Source organism: Staphylococcus sp. NWU MKU2 (assembly GCF_033283605.1).
Taxonomy (GTDB): domain Bacteria; phylum Bacillota; class Bacilli; order Staphylococcales; family Staphylococcaceae; genus Staphylococcus; species Staphylococcus haemolyticus.
Window position 1 is genome coordinate 175,817 of record NZ_JAVSMH010000004.1, and the last position, 24,304, is coordinate 200,120.

The following is a 24,304-nucleotide window of genomic DNA, read 5'->3' on the forward strand; positions in this document are numbered from 1 at the left end:
TGTAGGGATAAGAAGCAAGGTCATAAAGACCTTACACCTATCCTTAAATAGTAATTAATTTCTAATGATATAATCAAATGCATTTAATGCCGCATTGGCACCTGCACCCATAGAAATAATAATTTGTTTATTTTTCTGATCGGTAACGTCACCAGCAGCAAATATACCTGGAACGTTTGTGTTGTTATTACGGTCAATAACAACTTCGCCAAGGTTATTTAGTTCAACTGCATCACCAATCCAACTTGTGTTTGGAACTAGTCCGATTTGTACGAAGATACCATCTAAGCTTAATTCTTTCATTTCGCCAGTAGTTAAATCTTCGTAACTAATACCAGTTACATGATCTTCACCTAATACTTCAGCAGTTCTTGTATTCGTGTGAATGTCTACGTTTGATAGTGAACGTAAACGATCTTGTAATACTGTGTCTGCTTTAAGTTCTGATGAATATTCAAATAAAGTAACATGTTTAACAATTCCTGCTAAGTCGATAGCAGCTTCAACACCAGAGTTTCCTCCGCCGATAACTGCAACGTCTTTGTTTTCAAATAAAGGACCATCACAGTGAGGGCAGAAAGCAACACCTTTATTGATTAAGCGATCTTCACCAGGAATGTTAAGTTTACGCCAGCTTGCACCTGTTGAAATAATAGCGGTTTTAGTTTCTAAAACTGCATTATTTTCAAGTGTTACACGAATAGCTTGGTCTGTCTTCTCGATATTAGTAGCACGGATGCCTGTCATTGTATCAATATCATATTCTTCAATATGAGCAGCTAAATTAGCTGAGAATTGAGAACCTGTTGTTTCTTTTACAGTGATAAAGTTTTCGATGCCAGCAGTATCATTAACTTGACCACCAATACGGTCAGCAATAATACCTGTACGTAGTCCTTTACGAGCCGTATAAATTGCGGCACTACCACTAGCTGGACCACCACCGATGATTAAAACATCGTATGGATTTTTACCTTCAAATTCAGAAGCATCTTGCGTACTGCCTAATTTAGTTAAGATATCTGAAATAGTCATACGTCCATTGCCAAATTCTTCACCATCTAAGAATACAGCTGGGACAGCCATGATATCTTCTGATTCTTCACGGAATACAGAACCATCAATCATTGTATGAGTGATATTAGGGTTAACAACACTCATTAGATTTAATGCTTGAACAACGTCAGGGCATTTTTGACATGTCAAACTAACGTAGGTTTCAAAGTTGTATTTACCTTCTAAACCTTTAATTTGATCAATAATTGATTGTTTCTCTTTAGGTGCACGACCACTTACTTGTAAAATTGCTAATACAAGTGAATTAAATTCATGACCTAATGGAATTCCAGCAAACGTTACGCCAGCTTCTTCATCAGGTTTGCTGACTGAGAAACTTGGTGTACGTTTTAATTCTTTTTCTACGATTGTTATATGCTCAGACATTTCAGCGATTTCATCTAAAAGTTCTTTAAGTTCTTTAGATTTGTCGTCAGAACCGATACTAGCTCTGAATTCTACATCGCCTTCCATTAGTCCTAAAAGTTGTTGTAATTGTTGTTTTAAATCAGCATTAAGCATTCTTTAATGCCTCCTTAAATTTTACCTACTAAGTCTAATCCTGGTTGTAATGATTCAGAACCTTCTTCCCATTTAGCTGGGCATACTTCACCTGGATGTTGACGTACATATTGAGCGGCTTTGATTTTATTTACTAATGTGCTTGCGTCACGGCCAATACCATCTGCATTAATTTCAGCTGCTTGAACAACGCCGTCTGGATCAATGATGAAAGTACCACGTTGAGCTAAACCAGCTTCTTCATCTAATACATCAAAATTACGAGTGATTGTTTGAGAAGGGTCACCGATCATTTGATATTGGATTTTACTGATTGCATCTGAATGATCATGCCAAGCTTTGTGTACGAAATGAGTATCAGTTGATACTGAGAATACATTTACACCTAAGTCTTGTAATTTATCATATTGGTTTTGTAAATCTTCTAATTCAGTTGGGCATACGAATGAGAAGTCAGCTGGGTAGAAACATACTACGCTCCAAGAACCTTTTAAATCATCTTGGCTTACTTCTTTGAATTCGTCTTTTTTAGGATCATAAGCTTGCGCTGTGAATGGTAGAATTTCTTTATTGATTAATGACATAACTTAAATTCCTCCTGATTATCATGGATATTAATTAGAACTACATAATAATTATTGCTTGTTTATAATAATTCTAATTTCTTAAATATTATTATTACATGCTATTTCTTATTCGTCAACTTAATGCACTTATAACCATTGAAATGTTGATTTAACATTGTTCAAATAGGTTTTTTGAATCATATGTTGAGAAAGTAAATATGTGTTAAAGTTTTAGTGTTTATTTTGGAAATGTTATTTTAAAAGTGCTTCTGAATATCAATTAACCTTTTCCATTCTCAACTAAACATATGTTTTTGATAATAAATAATATGAATAATTAAAAAAACGGAATAGAAATCAACATTAATTATGAAGATTTCATATCCCGTTCAACTATGGCTAATGTATGGGTTAGTTCTTTATAGCTTAAATAGTCAGTTAATCAATCACTTTAACTGTGACAGATCCTACTCTATCATAGTCAGCAGTATAAGTACCTTCTTCTAAATTTAAAGGAGAAATGAAGGTTCCAGAAGAAATAAATTGTCCTCTTTTTAATGATTTACCATGAGAATGTAATTTTTTGTTTAACCATTTGACTGCTTCAATTGGATTGCCAAGCACTTCACTAGAGTGACCCGTTTCAATTTGGTTATCATCTTTGAATAACTTTAAATTAATATCAGCAAATGCCTCGTAATCAAGAGGTGTGATACGTTCACCAACCACAATAAGTCCAGTAGCTGTATTATCAGAAATTAAATCACCTAAAGTGAAATTTGGGAACCAATCTTTATAACGTGCATCTGGAATTTCGATGCCTGGTGCGACTTTTACGCTTTCTAATATCGTTTGTGTATCAGCATCTTCAGGTAAATCCGCAGTTAATTCGAAAATAATTTCAGGCTCCAATAGTGGTGCAAATAACGTTGTAAGAGACACACCATGACCATTTTCTACGACTTGATGAGATAAAATAGTGCCGTATGCTGGTTCATTAGTGTTAGCAATTGCTTGAGTTGCAGCACTCGTCATACTAACTTTATAACCTTTAATAGGTACATTCTTCTCGGCTTGAATTTGATGGATAAGATCATCTTGTGTTTTGTAAGCTTCTGGTTCAGTTAGATTATATGTTTTGCTTACAAATTCGATAGGTTCTTTTGAAATGTATGCTTGAAATAAGGCGTTTGATACTTCTTTGTTTGCTTGAGTCATGATATCTCTCCTTAAATATCTGAAAATTGTTACTATTATGATAACTATAAAATTATTATCATGCAAATGTTTTACGGAAGATAGTTAAACCTTTATAAAAGCAAAATGAAATATAAATTGTTACGATGTAATAAATAGACTTGAAGGAGTAGATACCATGTCAGACTATGTTTACGATTTGATAAAAAAACACCACTCAGTGAGACAATTTAAAGATAAAGCACTAAGTGATGAAATAGTTCAAAAGTTAGTAGAAGCAGGGCAAAGCGCATCAACGTCTAGTTACTTGCAAACATACTCAATTATAGGTGTAGATGATCCTGAAATTAAAAAACAATTGAAAGAAGTATCAGGACAGCCATATGTTGTCGATAATGGCTATTTATTTGTATTTGTTTTAGATTATTATCGTCATAATTTAATAAATGAAAATGTAGACTTTGATATGCAAACGTCTTTTGAATCGGCAGAAGGATTATTGGTAGGGGCTATTGATGTGGCATTAGTTTCTGAAAATGTTGCTTTAGCTGCTGAAGATATGGGTTATGGTATTGTTTACTTAGGTTCACTACGAAATGATGTTGCGCGTGTTAAAGAAATTTTAGATTTACCTGAATATGCTTTTCCATTATTTGGAATGGCTGTTGGCGAGCCAGCAGATGATGAAAATGGTGCACCTAAGCCACGTTTACCGTTTGAGCATGTATTCCATAAAAACGTTTATAATAGCAATGCTAAAGAACAAAGAGAAGCTATTCAGAAATATGATGAGAAAATCAGTGAGTATTATAAAGAACGCACGAATGGAAAACGTCAAGAAACATGGTCACAACAAGTTGCTGGGTTCTTAAGTGGTAAAACACGTTTAGATATGTTGGAAGAGCTAAATAAATCTGGATTAATGAAAAAATAAGCTATTAATAAATAAAGCGTAGCTAATGGTTACAATTGTTCGAAATAAACATTGTAATGTTTTAGCTACGCTTTTTTTAAATATTAATTTGTTGATAAATCTCCATATTCATTTGAATTGAATTTATCTTTATCCATATTACCTGTAAGTTTTGCAGTTCCAGTACCTGCTAATATTGAATCATTAACGTTAAGGGCAGTACGTCCCATATCGATAATTGGTTCTATTGAAATAAGTACCCCTGCAAGTGCAACTGGTAGATTTAAAGTTGATAATACTAGGATAGATGCGAAAGTTGCACCACCGCCGACACCAGCTACACCAAATGAACTGATTATAACAACGCCAATTAATGTAAGAATAAATGGTAAATCAATATCTACATTTGCAACTGGTGCTACCATAATGGCTAACATAGCAGGATAAATACCCGCACAACCATTTTGACCTATTGATAAGCCGAATGATGCTGAGAAATTAGCGATACCATCTGGTACACCTAATCGTTGTGTTTGAGTTTGAATATTTAAAGGTAATGCACCAGCGCTTGAGCGAGAAGTAAATGCAAATATAAGCACTTCTAAAGTTTTCTTAACGTAACGCACTGGATTGATTCCCATTACTGCTAATAATATTAAATGGATAATGTACATTGTGATTAATGCTGCATAAGATGCAATCATAAATTTACCTAATGTCCATATCGCTTGAAAATCACTCGTAGCGATTGTAGATGCCATAATCGCGATGATACCATATGGTGTTAGTCTTAAAACGAATGTAACGATAGACATTACTAATGCGTATATAGCATCGATACCGCGTTTTAATAAACTACCACTTTCTGGTTGTTTGCGAGCAACACGTAAATATGCAAATCCTACGAAGATTGCAAAGATAACCACTGCAATTGTAGAAGTTGTTCTCTGACCAGTGAAATCTAAGAATGGATTGCTAGGTAATAATTCAAGAATTTGCTGTGGTAACGTATTAGCAGTCAGATCTTTAGCTTGGCTACTAATTTCGCTTCCTCTTGAGTTTTCTGCACTACCTAAATCAATGCTTGAGGCATCAAGTCCAAATACAATGGCATAAAAAATCCCTACTATAGCAGCAATAGCTACAGTACCAATTAAAAACATAAAAATATAAGTACCAATTTTAGCGAATTTATCACCAATTTGTATTTTACTGAATGCTGACACAATTGAAATGAATATAAGTGGCATTACAATCATTTGTAACAAAGCCACATAGCCGTCTCCCACAATACTAAACCAGTCAGTAGTTGTTTCAAGTACTTTGGAGTTTACTCCATAAATAAGATGTAACGCTATACCAAACACAATTCCCAACCCTAATGCGGTAAATACTCTTTTAGGGAATGAGACGTGCTTTTTAGCCATTATGAATAACCCAATTAAAAACAATATCATAACGACAATATTAATAACTGTAAAAAAAGTCCCCATAATTAGTCTCCTTTGAATATTCTAATTCCGACATACTTAATAAGGGTAATACTATTTATTTTATATTTCAATAGCTTGAAATAAAAAGCATAAATTATAAGTTTTTGAAAACACACAATAGTTAATTGAATTAAAATAATTTAAAGATTTAAATTGTTAATCATATTAATACAGAAACGAAAAAAGGTGAGACAATGAATTCAAAATGAATTCTGTCTCACCTTTATATAAAGAGTTGGTATTGAGACCAACAGGCCCTGTTACCAATCATTAAATAATTGAAATCGTTATAAATTAAATAATCTCGCAAAGAAACCTTTTTTCTCATCATTAGGTCTATTAAGAGAAGATTGCGTTTTAATATCTTCTTTTAATGTATCGATAGATTGTTGATTATTATCATTAATTTCTTTAACTAAATTATTTTTAGTGTATTCAGATTGCTCTTTTTGAGCTGTTTGGATGGCTTCTTGTGAATTTTGAATAGCTAATAATGATTGATTGTGAGTATCTAATTTTTCAGTGATTTGATTTTGAAGTTCTTTTAATTCCGTTTGTTGTTGGTGAACTTGGCTAATCATTTGACCGAGCATTTGACGTTCTTCACGCATTTTTTGAATTTCTGTGCGTAATTCTTCTACCAATTGTGTAGCACCTTGATCAGCAGGTAGTTGCTCATTATCTTCTTTGACAATCACTTGTAAGAAGTCTTTTTCTTTTTCAAGCTCTTCAAAAGCTAAATCATAGCTATTCGTTTGTTTTACTTTTTCAGCGATATCTTGGAAAAGTTCGATATCTTCTTCTTTAAAGTCAGTAGCTTCACGGCCACGATATTCTGTCTTACTAAGTTGATAGCCACGTTCTTCTAAGTGTTGGACTATCTTACGGACTTGTTTTTCACTTAGTTCGACACGCTGAGCGAATTCTTTGGTTAACATAGCTGAAAGTCCTTTCGTTCTTTGATTTATGTACACTGACGTTTGTCTTCTGTCAGTGAAACGTCAGTCTAACCTCAAATATTAGTTTAACCCTTTATATCGCTCATTTCAAGTGTTCCTAATGGGGTAGGCGTAAATTCATTTTGACTAATAAAGGATAAATAATATCTCGAGAAATGCCGTTAGCAAACACATATTTTAAAATGTAATTTGATTTAACACTTGCTGGGTAGATATCTTTTGTTAATTCTATATTTGATTTAATGAATAAGTCTACTTTAAAAGGCGAGTCAATTTTTGAATAGTTAGGATGTATATAATCAATTTCACTTTGTCGTTCAAAGCCGTTTGATAATAATAATTGTTGGCGTTGAGTTAAAGCTTGTTGATTGATGTCTTTTAATGGATGATCCGTCTTAGGAACTTCCACCATTACAAAATTAATATCACGAGAATGAACTTTATTAGAAAGTTGATTTAATTGATGTTCTATTTCTTGAAGTGTATTAATTAGGACATCTTCATAATCGGGTGTACCATTGGCAATTAAATGTATTAAAAATGCCGAATTTGTTGTTGCTTCATAATGTGCCGTTGCTAAACTAATAATCTCATCATCTTGTATGCCCACAAGAAATGCGTAATCATTTTCGGTCTTATTATTTTTCAAGGATCTTTCAATAATATAGCTATCTTCATAGAAATTCACATCTAATTGTTGATTATAAAAAGTGATTGCCTTGTCATAATATTCATCTTTTATTGATTGAATTACGTGAAAATTCATTATGTCACCCCCACGATTGTTTGTTTAAGTATAGCATATTTAAACATTTTGACGTCATTGTTAAAAAGATATTTAGATTGAAAAAAACCGTAAAATGAACTTAAAACTACGTTCATTTCACGGTCTCAAAGTTTAAAATGAATATTGATTATGATTTAGGACCTTTAGATTCATTTGCATAATGTGTAATATCAATTTCTTCATAAGCTGAGTTATTTTCCTCAACTTCGTCGTGTGAAGAGTTATCTTTATTGGCAATTACTAAAAATTTACCATCTAAAATATCTTTTTTGTATTTTTCTGTTTGCTCTTCAGATAATTCATAACGAGCTAAAACGGCTTCTTCGCCATCCTCACCAGTTAATAATTTAGACATACGGTCACTAAAAGAACCACTTGTAGCAATTAAAGTAACTTGAGAATCATGTAAATCATCTAAATGTAATTTACTTTTACTTACAACGACCAATTCATTTTCTGAGTATCCTTCAGCTTTTTTCTTATCAATAACGTTATAAATCTCATCTTGCTTGTCTAATACGGTAAAATCTGCCATATTAATCGCCCTCCATCTTTTCGTCCTACTTTTAATAAAAATATACCCTTAAGAATATTTATAAAACTCAACTATAGTTATTATATAATTAATTAAGAATGGTTTACAAATAGTGATGAACAATATTTAGTTAAACGCTTACACTTGAAAATATTATTATGAAAGGGCTTGTAACAATTTCTATCATATTGAAAATAAAGCAAAAGTTTGCTATTATCGTTAAATAATTTATATCACTCATATAATCTAAAGAATATGGCTTTAGAAGTTTCTACCATGTTGCCACAAACGACATGACTATGAGTTCAGAATCAATACATAAAAGAACAAGTTTTATTTAAATAACTATCTAAAATACTGTATAAAAGTTGTTTAGCTTTGGAGGTTGTATATTTACCCACTTCATCCTATGAGGTAAAACAAATTTAAAATTATAAAGTGTTTGAAGAAGAATACATTTAAATATACGGCTTCTTGAAATTTCAAAATACTATGTATTGCCTGTACGCTCATGGATCCTGAAACTTTTTCGCAAAGTTTGAGGCTTTTTTTGTATACAAATTTAGGAGGTTTTGACGTGGAATCGCTTAGACAGAAAGTCAAAGAAGATGGCGTAGTAATTGACGAAAAAATATTGAAAGTGGATGGTTTTTTAAATCATCAAATCGATGCAAAATTGATGCATGCAGTAGGCAAAACATTTTATGAGCAATTTAAAGATAAAGGTGTCACAAAGATCTTGACAATCGAGGCTTCAGGCATTGCTCCAGCTATTATGGTATCTTTACATTTTGATGTTCCTTGTTTATTTGCTAAAAAGGCTAAACCAAGTACGTTGAAAGATGGCTTTTATAGTACCGATATTCATTCTTTTACAAAGAATAAAACAAGTACGGTTATTGTTTCGGAAGAATTTCTAAATGAGAATGATACGGTTTTAATTATTGATGATTTCTTAGCCAATGGTGATGCTTCGCTTGGGTTATATGATATTGCGCAACAAGCTAAAGCTAAAACGGTTGGTATTGGTATTGTTGTTGAAAAGAGTTTCCAAGATGGTAGACAAAGATTAGAAGAGGCAGGTTTAAACGTTTCTTCATTATGTAAAGTGGCTTCATTAAAAGGAAACCAAGTGACACTACTAGGTGAAAATGAATGAAGACGTTCATTTTAAGTTTACAACACTTATTAGCAATGTATGCCGGAGCGATATTAGTACCAATTATTGTTGGTACCAGTCTTAAATTTACGCCGGAACAAATTGCGTATTTAGTCACAGTGGATGTTTTCATGTGTGGTGTAGCAACATTTTTACAAGCTAACAAAGTGACAGGTACAGGATTACCCATTGTACTAGGATGTACATTTACTGCGGTAGCACCTATGATTTTAATCGGTCAAACGAAGGGCTTGGATGTGCTATATGGTTCATTATTTGTATCAGGTATTTTAGTTGTTATTATTGCACCATTCTTCTCTTATTTAGTTAAGTTCTTTCCACCTGTCGTAACTGGAAGTGTGGTTACAATTATAGGAATTAATTTAATGCCAGTAGCAATGAATTATTTAGCTGGTGGAGAAGGTGCTAAAGACTATGGAAATCCTAAAAATTTAATTTTAGGAGGCGCTACTTTAGTCATTATTCTTATTTTACAAAGATTTACGAAGGGGTTCTTAAAATCCATTGCGATTTTAATCGGACTAGTTGCAGGTACAATATTGGCAAATGTGCTTGGCTTAGTAGATGTTAAGCAAGTGGGAGAAGCCCATTGGTTAGGAATACCTCAACCATTTCGTTTTTCTGGTTTTGGTTTTGATTTAGGTGCGATACTTGTATTTACGATTGTAGCTATCGTAAGTTTAATAGAATCGACAGGTGTATATCATGCACTAAGTGAAATTACTGGTAAAAAGTTGGAAAGAAAAGATTTTCGTAAAGGTTACACTGCGGAAGGTCTTGCTATTGTATTAGGATCAATTTTTAACTCATTTCCTTATACGGCATACTCTCAAAATGTTGGATTAGTATCTTTATCAGGTGCTAAGAAAAACAATGTTATTTACGGCATGGTTATTTTACTTTTAATATGTGGTTGTATTCCTAAATTAGGTGCATTAGCTAATATCATCCCATTACCTGTATTAGGCGGTGCAATGATTGCAATGTTTGGTATGGTTATGGCTTATGGTGTTAGCATATTAGGACATATTGATTTTAAAAATCAAAATAATTTACTAATTATTGCAGTATCCGTAGGTTTAGGTACAGGCATTAGTGCAGTACCTCAAGCATTTAAAGCGTTAGGTGAGCAATTTGCTTGGCTAACTCAAAATGGCATTGTACTAGGTGCTATTTCAGCAATTATTCTTAATTTCTTTTTTAATGGTCTAAAGTATAAACAAAGCGAAGAAAATGTGAAATAATAGAAATAACTATATAAAAAATGGAGGCTGTATTATCAATGTGGGAAAATAAGTTTGCTAAAGAATCTTTAACGTTTGACGATGTTTTATTAATTCCAGCTGCATCAGATGTGTTACCTAGTGATGCGGATCTTAGTGTTGAATTATCTGAACGAATTAAATTAAATATTCCAGTTATATCAGCTGGTATGGATACAGTAACCGAGTCTAAAATGGCAATTGCAATGGCACGTCAAGGTGGTCTAGGTGTCATTCATAAGAATATGGGCATCGAAGAGCAAGCTGAAGAAGTTCAAAAAGTTAAACGCTCAGAAAACGGTGTAATTACAAATCCATTCTACTTAACCCCAGACGAAAGTGTGTATGAAGCAGAAGCTTTAATGGGTAAATATCGTATTTCAGGTGTACCAATTGTTAGTGATAAAGAGTCAAGAGAGCTAGTAGGTATTCTAACTAATCGTGATTTACGTTTTATTGAAGACTTTTCAATCAAAATTTCTGACGTTATGACTAAAGAAAATTTAATTACAGCTCCTGTAGGCACTACATTAGATGAAGCCGAAACAATTCTTCAAGAACACAAAATTGAAAAACTACCTTTAGTTGAAAATGGTCGTTTAGAAGGTTTAATTACAATTAAAGATATTGAAAAAGTGCTGGAATTCCCTCATGCAGCGAAAGATGCGCATGGACGTTTACTAGCTGCTGCAGCTATCGGTACATCTAAAGATACAGAAATTCGTGCTCAAAAATTAGTCGAAGCTGGCGTAGATGCATTAATTATCGATACAGCACATGGTCACTCTAGTGGCGTTATTCAAGAAGTTAAAAAAATGAAAGAAAAATATCCAGAGATTACAATCGTAGCTGGTAACGTAGCCACTGCTGAAGCTACACGTGCTTTGTTTGAAGCTGGTGCTGACGTCGTTAAAGTTGGTATTGGACCAGGATCAATTTGTACAACACGTGTCGTAGCTGGTGTAGGTGTGCCTCAAATTACTGCGATTTATGATTGTGCTACTGAAGCTCGTAAATTTGGTAAAGCAATCATAGCGGATGGTGGTATTAAATTCTCGGGTGACATTATTAAAGCATTAGCTGCTGGTGGACATGCAGTAATGTTAGGAAGCTTATTAGCTGGTACTGAAGAAAGCCCAGGCGCAACTGAAGTATTCCAAGGCAGACAATATAAAGTTTACCGTGGTATGGGTTCTTTAGGCGCTATGGAAAAAGGGTCAAACGACCGTTACTTCCAAGAAGACAAAACGCCTAGAAAATTTGTCCCTGAAGGTATTGAAGGACGTACTGCATATAAAGGTCCTTTACAAGATACAATTTATCAACTTATGGGTGGCGTAAGAGCTGGTATGGGTTATACAGGTTCACCTGATTTAAAAACACTACGTGAGGAAGCACAATTCACACGTATGGGCCCTGCTGGTTTAGCAGAAAGCCATCCACATAACGTACAAATTACAAAAGAATCACCAAACTATTCATTTTAATTTAAATCAAGTGTGATGAAGTCAATTTGTTAGAAAGAATGGGGAGCACTTTTCATTTTAAATGTGATTGTCATAGAGGTTGTTCACTTTTAAGAAGAATCTAAAAGCAATGCATTGTGGGAAGTGTCTCTCTATTATTTACATAAAATTCAATTAAAAGGAGATTCACAATTATGGAAATGGCTCAAGAGCAAGAGTTGATTCTTGTCTTAGACTTTGGTAGTCAGTACAATCAATTGATTACGCGTCGTATTCGTGAAATGGGCGTATACAGTGAATTACATGATCACGAAATTTCGGTTGATGAAATTAAACGTATGAATCCTAAAGGTATTATTCTTTCAGGTGGTCCGAATTCAGTATATGAGGAAGGTTCATTCACTATCGACCCTGAAATTTATAATTTAGGCATTCCTGTACTAGGTATTTGTTATGGTATGCAGTTGACGACTAAACTTTTAGGCGGAAAAGTTGAGCGCGCTAATGAACGTGAGTATGGTAAAGCAATTATTAATGCAAAATCAGATGAGTTATTCTTTGGGTTACCAGCTGAACAAACTGTATGGATGAGTCATTCTGATAAAGTAATTGAAATTCCAGACGGATTTGAAGTGATTGCAGATAGTCCTAGTACAAATTATGCGGCAATTGAAGATAAGAAGCGTCGTATTTACGGTGTCCAATTCCATCCAGAAGTACGTCATACAGAATATGGTAATGATTTATTAAGAAACTTCGTACGCCGTGTGTGTAAATGCACAGGCGAATGGACAATGGAAAACTTTATCGATATCGAAGTTGAAAAAATCCGTAAACGCGTTGGAGATCGCAAAGTATTATGTGCGATGAGCGGGGGCGTAGACTCATCAGTTGTAGCTGTCTTATTACATAAAGCGATTGGCGATCAATTGACATGTATCTTTGTTGACCATGGTTTGCTTCGTAAAGGCGAAGGTGACATGGTTATGGAACAATTTGGTGAAGGTTTCGATATGAATATTATTCGTGTGAACGCACAAGAGCGTTTCATGGATAAATTAAAAGGTGTATCTGATCCAGAACAAAAACGTAAGATTATTGGTAATGAATTTGTATACGTGTTTGATGATGAAGCGGCAAAATTAACTGACGTTGATTTCTTAGCACAAGGTACGCTTTACACTGACGTCATCGAATCAGGTACTAAAACAGCGCAAACAATTAAATCTCACCATAACGTAGGTGGATTACCAGAAGATATGGAATTTGAACTTATTGAGCCTATCAATACATTATTCAAAGACGAAGTACGCGCTTTAGGTATTGAATTAGGTATTCCTGAACATTTAGTTTGGAGACAACCATTCCCAGGTCCAGGTTTAGGTATCCGTGTGTTAGGTGAAATTACAGAAGATAAATTAGAAATTGTACGTGAATCAGATGCGATTTTACGTGAAGTTGTGCGTGAAGAAGGTCTTGAAAGAGACATTTGGCAATACTTCACAGTTCTTCCTGGCATTCAATCTGTAGGTGTAATGGGAGACTATCGTACGTATGATCATACTGTAGGTATTCGTGCAGTTACATCTATTGACGGTATGACTAGTGACTTCGCCCGCATTGATTGGGAAGTCCTACAAAAAATCTCAAGTCGTATCGTAAACGAAGTAGACCACGTTAACCGCGTAGTCTATGACATCACTTCTAAGCCACCAAGCACTATAGAATGGGAATAGAGGACAATAAATAATTATAGGTTAGAAACACTTTTTGATAGGGTTTCTAACCTTTTTATTATGTGAGGTTATAAAATGAAACTAAGTAAAATCGAGCTTCAGGAAAAGGATTATCCTAAGGCATTAGCTATATGGGAACGTTCTGTCGTTGCTACACATGACTTTTTAAAAGAGAAAGATAGAGTAGAACTTAAAAAGGAAATCCCAACATACTTCCCGCATGTTGAGGCATATTTATGGTTTGATGGTGATGATGTCATTGGATTTTCTGGGACTAATGACGCTAATTTAGAAATGTTATTTTTAGATCCTAAATACTTTAAACTGGGTTATGGCACGGAAATACTACAAACTTTAATTCAAGAGCATAAGGTTCAATATGTGGATGTAAATAAAGATAATCCCAATGCCTTGTCATTTTACCTTAAAAATGGATTCAAAAAATATGATGAATCTGCAAAAGATGGACAGGGTAGGGATTATCCAATCATACATCTTAAATTGTAAACTGTCTTATTTCTTCCATTGCATTAGTGACTGTGTGTGGTTTGTTTTATCAACACTGGACTCCATTTTTATAAATCCTAAACTTTCATAAAAATGAACAGCTCTATTATTTTGTTCAAATACTTCTAAAGATAAATGATCGTATTCTGATTGTAAATGTTTGATGAGGGCATGACCTATACCTTTATTACGATATTCCTCTTTCACAAACAATCCGGCTATATAATTATCTATCAAGCCACAGAAAGCAACTATTTGTTCATTTTCCTTATACACATAAACATCGGCATCTTTAAGTGAATCAAGCACATTACTATAGTTGTCTATCCAGTAGAAACTATCAATAAAGGTATGTGTATCTAAATTTGCATTAAGCCAAATGTTTCCTAATACTTTTATAGTTTTACGATTTTTCTTTTTTAAATGTTCTATCATAGCAGACACCAACTTTGCTTGTTTAGTAGATAACTAAAGTAATAAAGAGATTAAAGCTAGAATCGGAAGGGTTCCTTGTTTAAGGAAAATACTAATATGACTCGTTAAGCCACCGTAAATAGCTACTATAATGGTGTAAATTAGAATTGGAATGCATAGTTGTTTAGGAGCACTACTGAAAAAAAGACCATAAATTAGAAGTAAACCAATCAAGCCATTATACACTCCTTGGTTCTTAAGAAGGGTATTTATGTTTTTATTATTGAGCTGACTGATAGGAATACCAAAGACTTTGCTCGTTCTATCGGATGTTGTTGCTATGGTCTCTAAATACATAATAAATAGAAATTCAATCGCTACAAGTAAAATGAGTATTATGGATAGTATATGAATTTAAATCAGTCCTTTTTTGTAAATTATAAATTGTATTTTTATGTGCGTCTCTATTACTTGTTTTATTATTACCCTAATTTTAGTAGCATTTGTGTGAAATAGAAGCTTTAATAAGAAAAATTCACTAAATATTAACTTATTTTAAGCTTTGAAGAAAATTTTCGAAATATTTTTAAGCGTTTTCACAAAATTGTTACATGCATGACCGTTAAAATATGTTACTTTATAGTTAAACAAATAAATTCATTTTATCCACTGACGTTCAATCTTTATATATAGGGATTGAGCGTTTTGTTTATAGGCACAAAAAAAGAGTGAAATCATCCGATTTCACTCTTTTTTATATGGAATGTTTATGTGCGTAATGCGAGACTTATTTTTTAGTTAAGTCGATGATGAATTTAACAAGTTCAATAATACCAGAAATGATTCCCATTTTGAGTACCTCCTTATTAAATGTTAAATAAAGTATATCGTGATTTTGAGAGGATGTGTTTGATAATTCCTAACTCAATGAAAGCGTTTCGTATTCGTTAGATTTCAGACAACTTAATACGATAAATCATGCCTATCTGAAAGATTGAAGTGTAACGTGTTATTAAATGTATGAAAGAACTTCCAATTACTATAATAGATTGACTTTTTAGCAATATTTTCATATATTGTATGTATTACGCTGATTTTTACATAGGTGTTTATCAAGCATTTGTGCAAGGATTTTCAATATCCATTGTTCATTTGAAGGATAAGGCATATGTTGAACGATACATATTAGGTAGCTTGAAAAAGCATTTATACATATTAAGTAAATGAGTTCTCATAGAAACCTACAATAGTTAGTAAATATCTGATACCTAAAGATAAAACTAGACTATTGTAGGTTTTTTCTTATATTGTTAATAGTATAAGGGAACTTTTTGTTTAAATAGATTGAAGACATGGAGGAGCGGCAATGTTAAGTTCTGGTTTTTTACTAACATTATTTTTCGTAACGCTTGTCATTGCAGTGTTAAGTGGCTTAATTTTTTTAATGCCATCGGTTCCTGTAAAATACATACGTTTACATTTAACTTTACTTCTATTACCTGTCATTGTAGGAGTAATTGGATTAATCACTATTAATGGCAGAGAAGTTATAGGTATCTTTGCTCTAGATAAACTAGCTTGGTTAGTAGGTGCCTTTGTATTAGCTTTAGGTTTTATTATTCAGAAATTTTCTGCACGTTACTTATTAGGCGATCGTAATTATCGTAAATACTTCCCGTTATACACATTTACAACAGTATTTGCGTCTATTGGTTGGTTAAGTAATGATTTACGCTTGATGGTTATTTGTTGGGGACTAACATTATTTTGTCTAACACAACTTATACGACTAAACCGTTCTTGGAAAGTGCCGGCTGAAGCAGCAAAAGTATCTGCGCGTTCATTTATCATTGGATGGGTTGCTTTATTATTAGCTGTAGTTGTATTTTTCATCGGTACTGGCGATTGGGTTATCGATCCATCACAAGATTACGATGTTTCAATAAGTTATGGACTGAAATTAATTGTAGATTTATTACTTGTTATTGCTGTTATTATTCCAGCAGCACAATATCCATTTCAAAGTTGGTTAATTGAGTCTGTTGTAGCACCAACACCCGTATCTGCAATTATGCATGCTGGTATTGTAAATGCTGGTGGTATTATTTTAACGCGTTTTTCACCAGTATTTGATAATAATATTGCATTAACGTTATTACTTATTATTTCAAGTATTTCAGTACTTATTGGATCAGGAATTAGTTTGGTGCATGTTGACTACAAAAGACAACTTGTTGGTTCAACAATGAGTCAAATGGGTTTCATGCTTGTGCAATGTGCTTTGGGTGTTTATTCTGCTGCGATTATTCACTTGATTTTACATGGCGTATTTAAAGCAACGCTATTTTTACAATCAGGGTCAATAGTTAAACGATTCAATATTCCAACACCACCAAATGTTAAGCGTTCTTATGCTTGGACAGTATTAGGAAGAACATTAGCCGTTATTATTGCTATTATCTTCTTTTTAACAAGTTCGCATACACCTTACACATTAATTAGCGCCTTTATCCTAGCATGGTCATTATCTGTATCATGGAATCAAATGGTTGCACTAAATAGAGGTATGATGGGAAGAGTAATTGGCATTGCTATGCTTATCATTGTGGCACTCGTTTATGTTGTGACACATGAAGTATTTGTTAATATTTTAAATAGTGTATATATGGTAACGCCACATCCACCATTAATTAGCGTTATCATTTGTGTGGCCATTCTAGTATTAGGTAGTATCTTTAGCATTTGGGTAGCACGTCGTCGTTCATCAACAGCTTTCGCTAAAGTATATTTATGGCTTGTAAAAATTGGAGAAGCAAAATTTAAATCGGTTGAAAGTCATCCGAACTACTTAAAGAATTATTTATAAGAGGTGAAATCTAACATGACAATAACTAAACATAACATAGAAGAAACAGTTAAATCGGCACGTCGTGTGATTACACCACTATCTCCTATATCTATCTTTGCAGCACGTAATCCATGGGAAGAAATGGAACATGAAACGTTTGATCAAGTAGCTCAATGGTTTAAACATGTTCGTGATATAGATTTATACCCAAGTCATGCGTCAGTGATGACTGCTTTAGAAAATGGAGAGATAGACCAGAAACTTGTAGAAACAGAAGTACAACAAGCTATTAAAGACTACGACACTTCAGTGCCAAAATCACATATTGATATTTATTGTAAAAATGCGATGCGCATCAAAGATTTGCCTACAAACCTAATTACTAAAGAAGCATACTTAAAGATTGAAGTATCTAAGCTCAAACGTGTATTTGAAAATGAGCCTTTTAAATATGCACGATCAAAAAGTGCGAATGCATTTAATGCTAAAGGTGAATCTTTAATGGATGAACTTAATACACATATTATTAAGTGGTCCAAATTATATTTAGATAATTTCCAATCAAGTTGGACTATGCCTAAAAGAGAAGAAGGATTCTATATTTCTTGGCTACATTTAGCACAGCATGATCCAATGCTTACTAAAACACAACGTAAAATGATTAAGACATTGCCTCAAGATTATAGAGAGGCTCTAATCATGGCATTAAATCATTTAGATATAGCTGAAGATGAACGTGAATCATATTTAACAGGTCATTTCCTATCATTACCAGGTTGGGCAGGCATGATGTACTACCGTGCTGAACAACATGAACATGAAGCGGATTTGTTAACACAGTATCTTGCTATAAGATTAACGATGGAGTGTATTTTACTAGATACTGAAAAAATGAGCCGTCCGGCAGTCTTAAATGTTGAAAGACGAATCAAAGAGCTTGTAAGTAAATGGTTATATTATGGAGAAATGTCAATTGATGATTGGGCCTCAATGTCTATAGAAGACCAACTGGAACATTTGAGATTTGCTCACGATTTTAACCCACTCTATTTCAAAAAATTATGGCTTGAAGCGTGGGAAGAAACACATGAACGTGAGTTAGTCGAAGCGATTTATGATAAATCTGTTAAACCAGTAGAGCAAGAAACTCAAGTCCAATTAGCTTTTTGCATTGATGTGCGTTCAGAGCCTTTTCGTCGTCATTTAGAGAGTGAAGGACCGTTTGAGACGATAGGTATTGCAGGATTCTTTGGTCTTCCAATTAGAAAGGAAGTGTTAGATGAACAATTTACGCATAATTCATTACCTGTCATGGTACCACCAGCTTATGTCATTAAAGAGTATGCCGATCGCCATGATTTAAACACGTATAACCAACAACAACATTCGGTTACATCCATGTTTTATACATTCAAATTGATGAAACATAATGTCTTACCGAGTTTACTCTTACCAGAATTAAGCGGACCATTTTTAAGCTTAAATACGATAGCGAGTACATTAATGCCGAAGAAGACAGGCCACTTTGTTCGTAATTTTACGAAGAATTGGTTGAAGAAACCCGAAGCTAAATTAACAATAGATCGTGAGCATGAAATTTATAGTGATTTACCAATAGGATTTACAGAAGAAGAACAAGTTGCTTTCACTAGACAGGCACTACAGTTGATGGATTTAACGACAAACTTTGCACCTTTAATTGTATTAGGCGGTCATGGAAGTGTGTCTAATAACAATCCTTATCATGCTTCGTTAGAATGTGGCGCTTGTGGAGGCGCGTCAAGTGGATTCAATGCTAAGCTATTGGCAATGATGTGTAATTTACCACATGTACGTGAAGCTTTAAAAAATGAGGGTATAGTGATTCCTGACTCAACCGTCTTTGTTGCTGCAGAGCATAAGACGTCTATCGATGAATTAGAATTTATTTATATGCCAGAATTAACTAAGGAAGCTCAAAATGCATTGGATATGTTAAATGAAGCTATGCCACGTATAAGTTATAAAGCGAATTCGGAACGTCTCGCTAATCTTCCTGGCTTAGATCAAGATGATTTGAAAGACCCGGTTGCAGAAGCGCATCGCTTTGCGAATGACTGGAGTGAAATCCGTCCAGAATGGGGCTTAGCTCGTAATGCAGAATTTATTATTGGTCAGCGTAATATTACTGCAGGTACCAATTTAGAAGGACGAGCTTTCTTACATAATTATGATTGGAAGAAAGACACTGATGGGCAATTATTAAATACAATTATTTCGGGTCCAGCTTTAGTAGCACAGTGGATTAATCTACAATATTACGCGTCGACTGTTGCACCACATTTTTATGGAAGCGGAAATAAGACTACCCAATCAGTAACATCTGGTGTTGGTGTTATGCAAGGTAATTCAAGTGACTTATTGGCTGGGTTACCTTGGCAATCGGTTATGGCTGCAGATAACAAAATTTATCATTCTCCAATTCGATTGTTAGTTGTTATTCAAGCGCCAGATCAATATATTAAAGACTTACTTGAGAATAATATTAAATTCAAACAGAAAGTTGATAATCAATGGGTACGTTTGGTTAGTATTGATGAAAATGGTAGTTGGAAAGACTGGTAGAGAGTTCGGTTTTTTCGGAAAAAGTGATAAAATAGGGTTAATCAATTAATAGGAGACAAATGATTAATCATGGCTAAATCTAAAGGTGCTTATGAGGCAGAGATTAGTAAGGCAATTACACAATGGGAAAAGGATTTTCTCGGACGTGGCTCACTTTCAGTAAAAACTGATATACTACGCGATATGATTATCGTCAACTTACAAGGCGTATTAACTCCTGCAGAATATCGAGTATGCAAGACACAAGAAGGCCTACTTAACATTAAACGTACGCGTTCGGAACTTGTGGAGTCAGGACAAGATGATTTGATGCAATTAATCTTAGATATTACTGGCGTCAGTGTGAGTAGTTTCCATAGTGATTTAAGTACGATTACAGGCGAACGAGTGATTGTATTTAAACTAGATACTAATTTGGAAAAGCAACTTTAAACTCAATGTCGTTAATGTTAATACAATTTTAAAGAGGCACCCTAAAAGTTAGATTATTATGCTGACTTTGTAGGGTGCTTTTACGTATAAACGTTTTAATTAATGAATTATCCATTTATATTTAAACATTTCTAATTAAGAGATTATTTTATTGGATTAGTGTACAATTTACACAAAGAGAATCTAGGAGTTGAACGTGATGCGCGTAAATGAGTTTAAGCAACCAATTGGAGAAGCATTAGATGACTTTGTGACGCCGTCTTTTCCTGATGCACAAACGCTAGAGGGCAGTTACGGAAGGTTAACAAAGCTAAGTATTGAACACATAAATGATTTATATGACGTTCTATGTGATGTTGAATCGAGACGCATTTGGACGTATCTTTATGAGGGCCCTTTTGATTCTAAGACCGAATTTGAACAATACATTAAACAACTTATTGATAGTAAAGATAAATATTTCTTTACGATTTTAGATAATGTGCAACAAAAACCTTTAGGTATTCTAGCATTAATGCGTATAAATCCAGAACAAGGGTCTATAGAAGTAGGCAATATTATCTACTCTAAAACGTTAAAGAAAACACGTGTGGCTACAGAAACACAATATTTGTTAGCGAAATATGTGTTCGAAACGTTAGGCTACAGACGATATGAATGGAAATGTGATAACTTAAATGCACCTTCCAAACATGCTGCGCAACGATTTGGATTTACATATGAAGGATTATTTAGACAATCTAATATTTGTAAAGGTCGTAATCGTGATACTGCTTGGTTCTCATTGTTGGATAGTGAGTGGCCAGATGTAAAAACAAGATTTGAACACTGGCTTGACCCATCTAATTTTGATCAGGAGGGACAACAAATTAAACATTTAAATGACTTTTAATAAGTAAAATACATGTTTAATTATTTTTGAAAATAATGAAATTAGGGACTGGTGAGCGTATGAATAAACAAATAAGTGGAATTTCACCTAAGATGACGGTGCCTATGTTCATGATCGGGTTAATTATTTTTGTCGTTGTTGCAATAAATGTAATTCACGATACATTATTGGTTCAAAATATCGATATAGGTTCTTTACATTGGCTGACAGATTATTTTGGTGAGCCGGAACGTAAATACGGCGATGGTATTTGGCATAATTTCATGACTTTTTGTGCTGAGATAGGAGAAGTAAAGTCAGTTATCTATATCACACTATTTTTAGCAATTGTTTTATTGTTTAAACATTATAAATTATCGATTTGGATGGTTTTAACTATAACGAGTGGTACGTTATTAAATTATTTAATTAAACAACTCATCGAGAGACAACGTCCATTTAATCATTTGATGCGAGACCACGGATATTCATTTCCAAGTGGGCATTCTAATGCAAGTACGTTACTTGCTTTAATATTGTTAATTATTTTAATTCCTTTAATAAAACTCAAAGCAATAAGGATAATAGCCAATATTATCACTATTATCATTTGGATAGGTGTGCTGTGTTGCCGACTATATTTTCATGCGCATTATATTACAGATGTAGTTGGAGGCGTTACACTAGGTATCATTTGGGTAGCATTGTTTTTAATGATATTACCATTGTTTTATCTTAATTTACGTAATAAGCCTAATAATAAATAGTTCAATATCTTTTTTACAAAGGGGAGATGGCAAAGTCAAAAGATAAGGAACGTACTTTAGTTCTTGGCGGAGGCGGAATTACAGGAATTGCTTGGGAATCTGGCGTATTAGCTGGATTGATTGAAAGTGGTGTAGGTTTAGAGTTAGCAGATAGAATCATAGGTACATCTGCAGGTTCGTTTGTAGGTGCAGTACTAGCTAACGGTTATGATATGCGTACATATTACTATGAGCTAAATGAACGAAGAGATGATAGTGATCATGCGACGCTTTTTTCAGATATTTATCGGTTATGGCAGAATGCATTTATCGTAGGACGTGATGATGCGACTAAAGTAGGTCAAATGATGGGTGATATTGTATATACGCGACCTTCACGTGTTGATTTAACTAAACGTAAACAAGCCATTCGTCAACGTTTAGGCGATGTAGGGTGGCATGATAATTTAGAAATTACTGCTATGAATGCTAAGACAGGAGAAGTCTCTACATTTCATTCACATAGCAACGTAACACTTGAGGAAGCCGTGACAGCGAGCGGTGCAGTACCTGGCATTTGGCCACATATACGTTTGAACAATCGTGATTGGATTGATGGAGGTATGGTTTCTCCGACAAATGCTATGTTAGCTAAAGGTGCAGACAGTATTATTATTTTAGCGCCGATAGCAGATGGTTTAGGTATGATGCCAGGTGCATTTGATGATGCGAAATTATTAAGCGAGCATAGTCATGTTTTAGTAATTAGTCCAGATAGTAAGAGTAGAGCTGAAATTGGAGATAACATTTATAATCCCAATAACATACTAAAAATTGGCAATGCTGGTTATGAGCAAGGAAAGTTACTTGCACAACGTATTCATCTGGAATTTTGCGAGTGGGTTGAATGATTTGAAGGTTTTAAGACTACGCGCAGTATTAGAATATACTAATTTTAGAATAAGGAGAGAGTAAGAATGAAAGTAAAATCACCACGCCCAATTAATTTAAAGGGGACACGTAAAGAAGCGGTCTTATTGCTTCATTCATTTACTGGAACGATTCGTGATGTGAAACCCTTAGCACAAAAACTTAATCAAGAGGGTTATACATGTTACGCACCTAATTATAAAGGACATGGATTACCACTAGATCAGTTTACGCAATATACTGTTCACGATTGGTGGAATGATGTCTTAAATGGTTATCAATACTTGAAAGATGAAGGGTATGAAACCATTTATGCAACAGGGGTATCATTGGGCGGATTATTCACATTGAAATTGGCTGAAACGGTAGACGTAGCGAAAATTGCGGTTATGTCAGCACCAAGTGAAAAAGAAGAAGCTGGTATAGTATGGCGTATGGAACGCTATGGTCAGCGTATGAATGAGTTAATGAATTTAGATAGTGATGCTTCACAGGCACAGTTTAATCATATAGAAGACTATCGCCCAAGTGTTCGTGTATTCAAAGATTTCATTTCCAATATTACTGCTCATTTAGGCGATATCAAGACACCAGCGAGAATTCTTTATGGAGAAAAAGATGAACAATCTTATCAAGATAGTGCACATTATATTTATGAGCACATTAATAGTGAAGATAAAGATTTAACAAGTCATCCTTTATGCAAGCATCTCATGACGCATGGTGAAGGCAGTGATAAAGTAGAAACACAAATTGCAGAATTTTTCATGACTAATTGAGTGGAGCGAATGTGATGAAACGTACATTTTTACTAACTTATATAACAACATCTGGAAAAAATTATACTGAATTTAAAACTTTTCAAAATGGTCCTGATAAAGATGCATGTATTCAACGTCTTATTGATGAATTTGATGAACTTGCTTATTTATTTTTAAAAGATGGCCAACAATCTCATTATATCAATGTTGATCATATTGAAAGTTTGAGTATTCAAGAAGTTACTGAGGGACAAAACGTAATGTACGATTTTAATGATTAATTTAATTATTAGTGTGACTAATGTAAATAGAGGGGGCCTTGCCTGCCAGGCAATGTTGACTAGAATTAAAAAGCTTGTTACGAATGCATTTTTAATTCAGTCAACTACTGCCAATATGTAATTTTAGCCTGAACATTTATTTCTGTCCCAGGCTCTTTTTTATGCTACAAAATGTACAACGACTTGATCTATAAATTTAAATATTGTACTCCTATAGATAATTTAGTTTAACTAAGTA

Annotated in this window: 23 protein-coding genes, 1 pseudogene and 1 riboswitch; of the genes and pseudogenes, 14 read left to right on the forward strand and 10 right to left on the reverse strand. The window is 33.9% G+C overall.

All coding sequences use genetic code 11. From position 1 onward, the window contains the following. Positions 1-54: 54 nt before the first annotated feature. The 3 genes from ahpF to SBL15_RS08330 all read right to left on the reverse strand — a co-directional run bounded on the left by ahpF (position 55) and on the right by SBL15_RS08330 (position 3,362). A complete protein-coding gene (ahpF, locus tag SBL15_RS08320) occupies positions 55-1,578 on the reverse strand; it encodes an alkyl hydroperoxide reductase subunit F (protein ID WP_317955729.1) in 1,524 nt (507 codons plus the stop codon). 14 nt (positions 1,579-1,592) lie between these two features. Further along, positions 1,593-2,162: an alkyl hydroperoxide reductase subunit C gene (gene ahpC / locus SBL15_RS08325; protein WP_037538531.1), complete on the reverse strand. Its 570-nt coding sequence runs from the start codon at positions 2,160-2,162 to the stop codon at positions 1,593-1,595. Positions 2,163-2,582: 420 nt separating this feature from the next. Then, complete coding sequence (locus SBL15_RS08330) at positions 2,583-3,362, reverse strand: 2-keto-4-pentenoate hydratase (RefSeq protein WP_317955731.1); 780 nt, start codon at positions 3,360-3,362, stop codon at positions 2,583-2,585. 157 nt (positions 3,363-3,519) lie between these two features. Between SBL15_RS08330 and nfsA the strand changes: the two genes are divergently transcribed. Beyond that, positions 3,520-4,275, forward strand: a complete 756-nt coding sequence (gene nfsA, locus SBL15_RS08335; protein WP_107612684.1) for an oxygen-insensitive NADPH nitroreductase — start codon at positions 3,520-3,522, stop codon at positions 4,273-4,275. Positions 4,276-4,358: 83 nt separating this feature from the next. Here the strand turns inward: nfsA and SBL15_RS08340 are convergent, their stop codons facing one another. The 4 genes and pseudogenes from SBL15_RS08340 to SBL15_RS08355 all read right to left on the reverse strand — a co-directional run bounded on the left by SBL15_RS08340 (position 4,359) and on the right by SBL15_RS08355 (position 8,028). Beyond that, positions 4,359-5,747 carry an L-cystine transporter gene (locus SBL15_RS08340; protein WP_053041835.1) on the reverse strand — a complete coding sequence of 463 codons (1,389 nt, stop codon included), beginning with the start codon at positions 5,745-5,747 and terminating at the stop codon, positions 4,359-4,361. Between the two features lie 439 nt (positions 5,748-6,186). Then, a pseudogene (locus SBL15_RS08345) lies at positions 6,187-6,685 on the reverse strand (DNA-binding protein); the annotation flags it as partial. A gap of 118 nt (positions 6,686-6,803) precedes the next feature. After that, positions 6,804-7,472, reverse strand: coding sequence for a hypothetical protein (locus tag SBL15_RS08350; RefSeq protein WP_037538517.1), 669 nt, complete (start codon positions 7,470-7,472; stop codon positions 6,804-6,806). 148 nt (positions 7,473-7,620) lie between these two features. Further along, positions 7,621-8,028, reverse strand: a complete 408-nt coding sequence (locus SBL15_RS08355) for a general stress protein (protein ID WP_037538514.1) — start codon at positions 8,026-8,028, stop codon at positions 7,621-7,623. Between the two features lie 217 nt (positions 8,029-8,245). Then, positions 8,246-8,348: riboswitch (purine riboswitch) on the forward strand. A gap of 257 nt (positions 8,349-8,605) precedes the next feature. On the opposite strand from SBL15_RS08355, the gene xpt reads away from it, so the two are divergent. From xpt to SBL15_RS08380, 5 genes are all read left to right on the forward strand, one after another. Beyond that, the gene (gene xpt, locus SBL15_RS08360; protein WP_317955734.1) at positions 8,606-9,187 is read left to right on the forward strand and encodes a xanthine phosphoribosyltransferase; all 582 of its coding nucleotides are present in this window, start codon (positions 8,606-8,608) and stop codon (positions 9,185-9,187) included. Further along, entirely contained in the window at positions 9,184-10,452 is a 1,269-nt protein-coding gene (gene pbuX / locus SBL15_RS08365) for a xanthine permease PbuX (protein WP_016931192.1), read from the forward strand. The genes xpt and pbuX overlap by 4 nt, the downstream gene beginning before the upstream one ends. Positions 10,453-10,490: 38 nt before the next feature. Then, positions 10,491-11,957: an IMP dehydrogenase gene (gene guaB, locus SBL15_RS08370; protein ID WP_037538509.1), complete on the forward strand. Its 1,467-nt coding sequence runs from the start codon at positions 10,491-10,493 to the stop codon at positions 11,955-11,957. A gap of 173 nt (positions 11,958-12,130) precedes the next feature. Continuing rightward, complete coding sequence (guaA, locus tag SBL15_RS08375; protein ID WP_107612093.1) at positions 12,131-13,672, forward strand: glutamine-hydrolyzing GMP synthase; 1,542 nt, start codon at positions 12,131-12,133, stop codon at positions 13,670-13,672. Between the two features lie 75 nt (positions 13,673-13,747). Beyond that, positions 13,748-14,179 carry a GNAT family N-acetyltransferase gene (locus SBL15_RS08380; RefSeq protein WP_182477457.1) on the forward strand — a complete coding sequence of 144 codons (432 nt, stop codon included), beginning with the start codon at positions 13,748-13,750 and terminating at the stop codon, positions 14,177-14,179. Positions 14,180-14,185: 6 nt separating this feature from the next. On the opposite strand, the gene SBL15_RS08385 is transcribed toward SBL15_RS08380, so the two are convergent. The 3 genes from SBL15_RS08385 to SBL15_RS13015 form a co-directional block, all read right to left on the reverse strand. Continuing rightward, positions 14,186-14,614 (reverse strand): GNAT family N-acetyltransferase, encoded by a 429-nt coding sequence (locus tag SBL15_RS08385; RefSeq protein WP_107612094.1) that lies wholly within the window; start codon positions 14,612-14,614, stop codon positions 14,186-14,188. A gap of 33 nt (positions 14,615-14,647) precedes the next feature. Further along, on the reverse strand, positions 14,648-15,007 hold the full coding sequence (locus SBL15_RS08390; RefSeq protein ID WP_037538457.1) for a DUF1304 domain-containing protein: 360 nt from the start codon (positions 15,005-15,007) through the stop codon (positions 14,648-14,650). A gap of 373 nt (positions 15,008-15,380) precedes the next feature. Next, the gene (locus SBL15_RS13015) at positions 15,381-15,443 is read right to left on the reverse strand and encodes an alpha family phenol-soluble modulin (RefSeq protein ID WP_089046351.1); all 63 of its coding nucleotides are present in this window, start codon (positions 15,441-15,443) and stop codon (positions 15,381-15,383) included. A 516-nt stretch (positions 15,444-15,959) separates the two neighbouring features. Here SBL15_RS13015 and SBL15_RS08395 point away from each other — a divergent pair. The 8 genes from SBL15_RS08395 (at position 15,960) to SBL15_RS08430 (ending at position 24,066) form a co-directional block, all read left to right on the forward strand. Further along, positions 15,960-17,459 carry an NADH dehydrogenase subunit 5 gene (locus SBL15_RS08395; protein ID WP_107612095.1) on the forward strand — a complete coding sequence of 500 codons (1,500 nt, stop codon included), beginning with the start codon at positions 15,960-15,962 and terminating at the stop codon, positions 17,457-17,459. A gap of 15 nt (positions 17,460-17,474) precedes the next feature. Further along, positions 17,475-20,045, forward strand: coding sequence for a DUF2309 domain-containing protein (locus SBL15_RS08400; protein ID WP_317955736.1), 2,571 nt, complete (start codon positions 17,475-17,477; stop codon positions 20,043-20,045). Positions 20,046-20,114: 69 nt separating this feature from the next. Further along, positions 20,115-20,477: a DUF2294 domain-containing protein gene (locus tag SBL15_RS08405; protein WP_011276808.1), complete on the forward strand. Its 363-nt coding sequence runs from the start codon at positions 20,115-20,117 to the stop codon at positions 20,475-20,477. A gap of 199 nt (positions 20,478-20,676) precedes the next feature. After that, a complete protein-coding gene (locus SBL15_RS08410) occupies positions 20,677-21,369 on the forward strand; it encodes a GNAT family N-acetyltransferase (RefSeq protein ID WP_107612097.1) in 693 nt (230 codons plus the stop codon). A gap of 59 nt (positions 21,370-21,428) precedes the next feature. After that, positions 21,429-22,115 (forward strand): phosphatase PAP2 family protein, encoded by a 687-nt coding sequence (locus SBL15_RS08415; RefSeq protein ID WP_053019049.1) that lies wholly within the window; start codon positions 21,429-21,431, stop codon positions 22,113-22,115. Between the two features lie 26 nt (positions 22,116-22,141). Then, positions 22,142-23,005, forward strand: a complete 864-nt coding sequence (locus SBL15_RS08420; protein ID WP_107612098.1) for a patatin-like phospholipase family protein — start codon at positions 22,142-22,144, stop codon at positions 23,003-23,005. A gap of 66 nt (positions 23,006-23,071) precedes the next feature. Next, a complete protein-coding gene (locus tag SBL15_RS08425; RefSeq protein ID WP_053016849.1) occupies positions 23,072-23,803 on the forward strand; it encodes an alpha/beta hydrolase in 732 nt (243 codons plus the stop codon). 14 nt (positions 23,804-23,817) lie between these two features. Beyond that, positions 23,818-24,066 (forward strand): hypothetical protein, encoded by a 249-nt coding sequence (locus SBL15_RS08430; RefSeq protein WP_107612100.1) that lies wholly within the window; start codon positions 23,818-23,820, stop codon positions 24,064-24,066. The last annotated feature ends 238 nt before the right edge of the window (positions 24,067-24,304 follow it).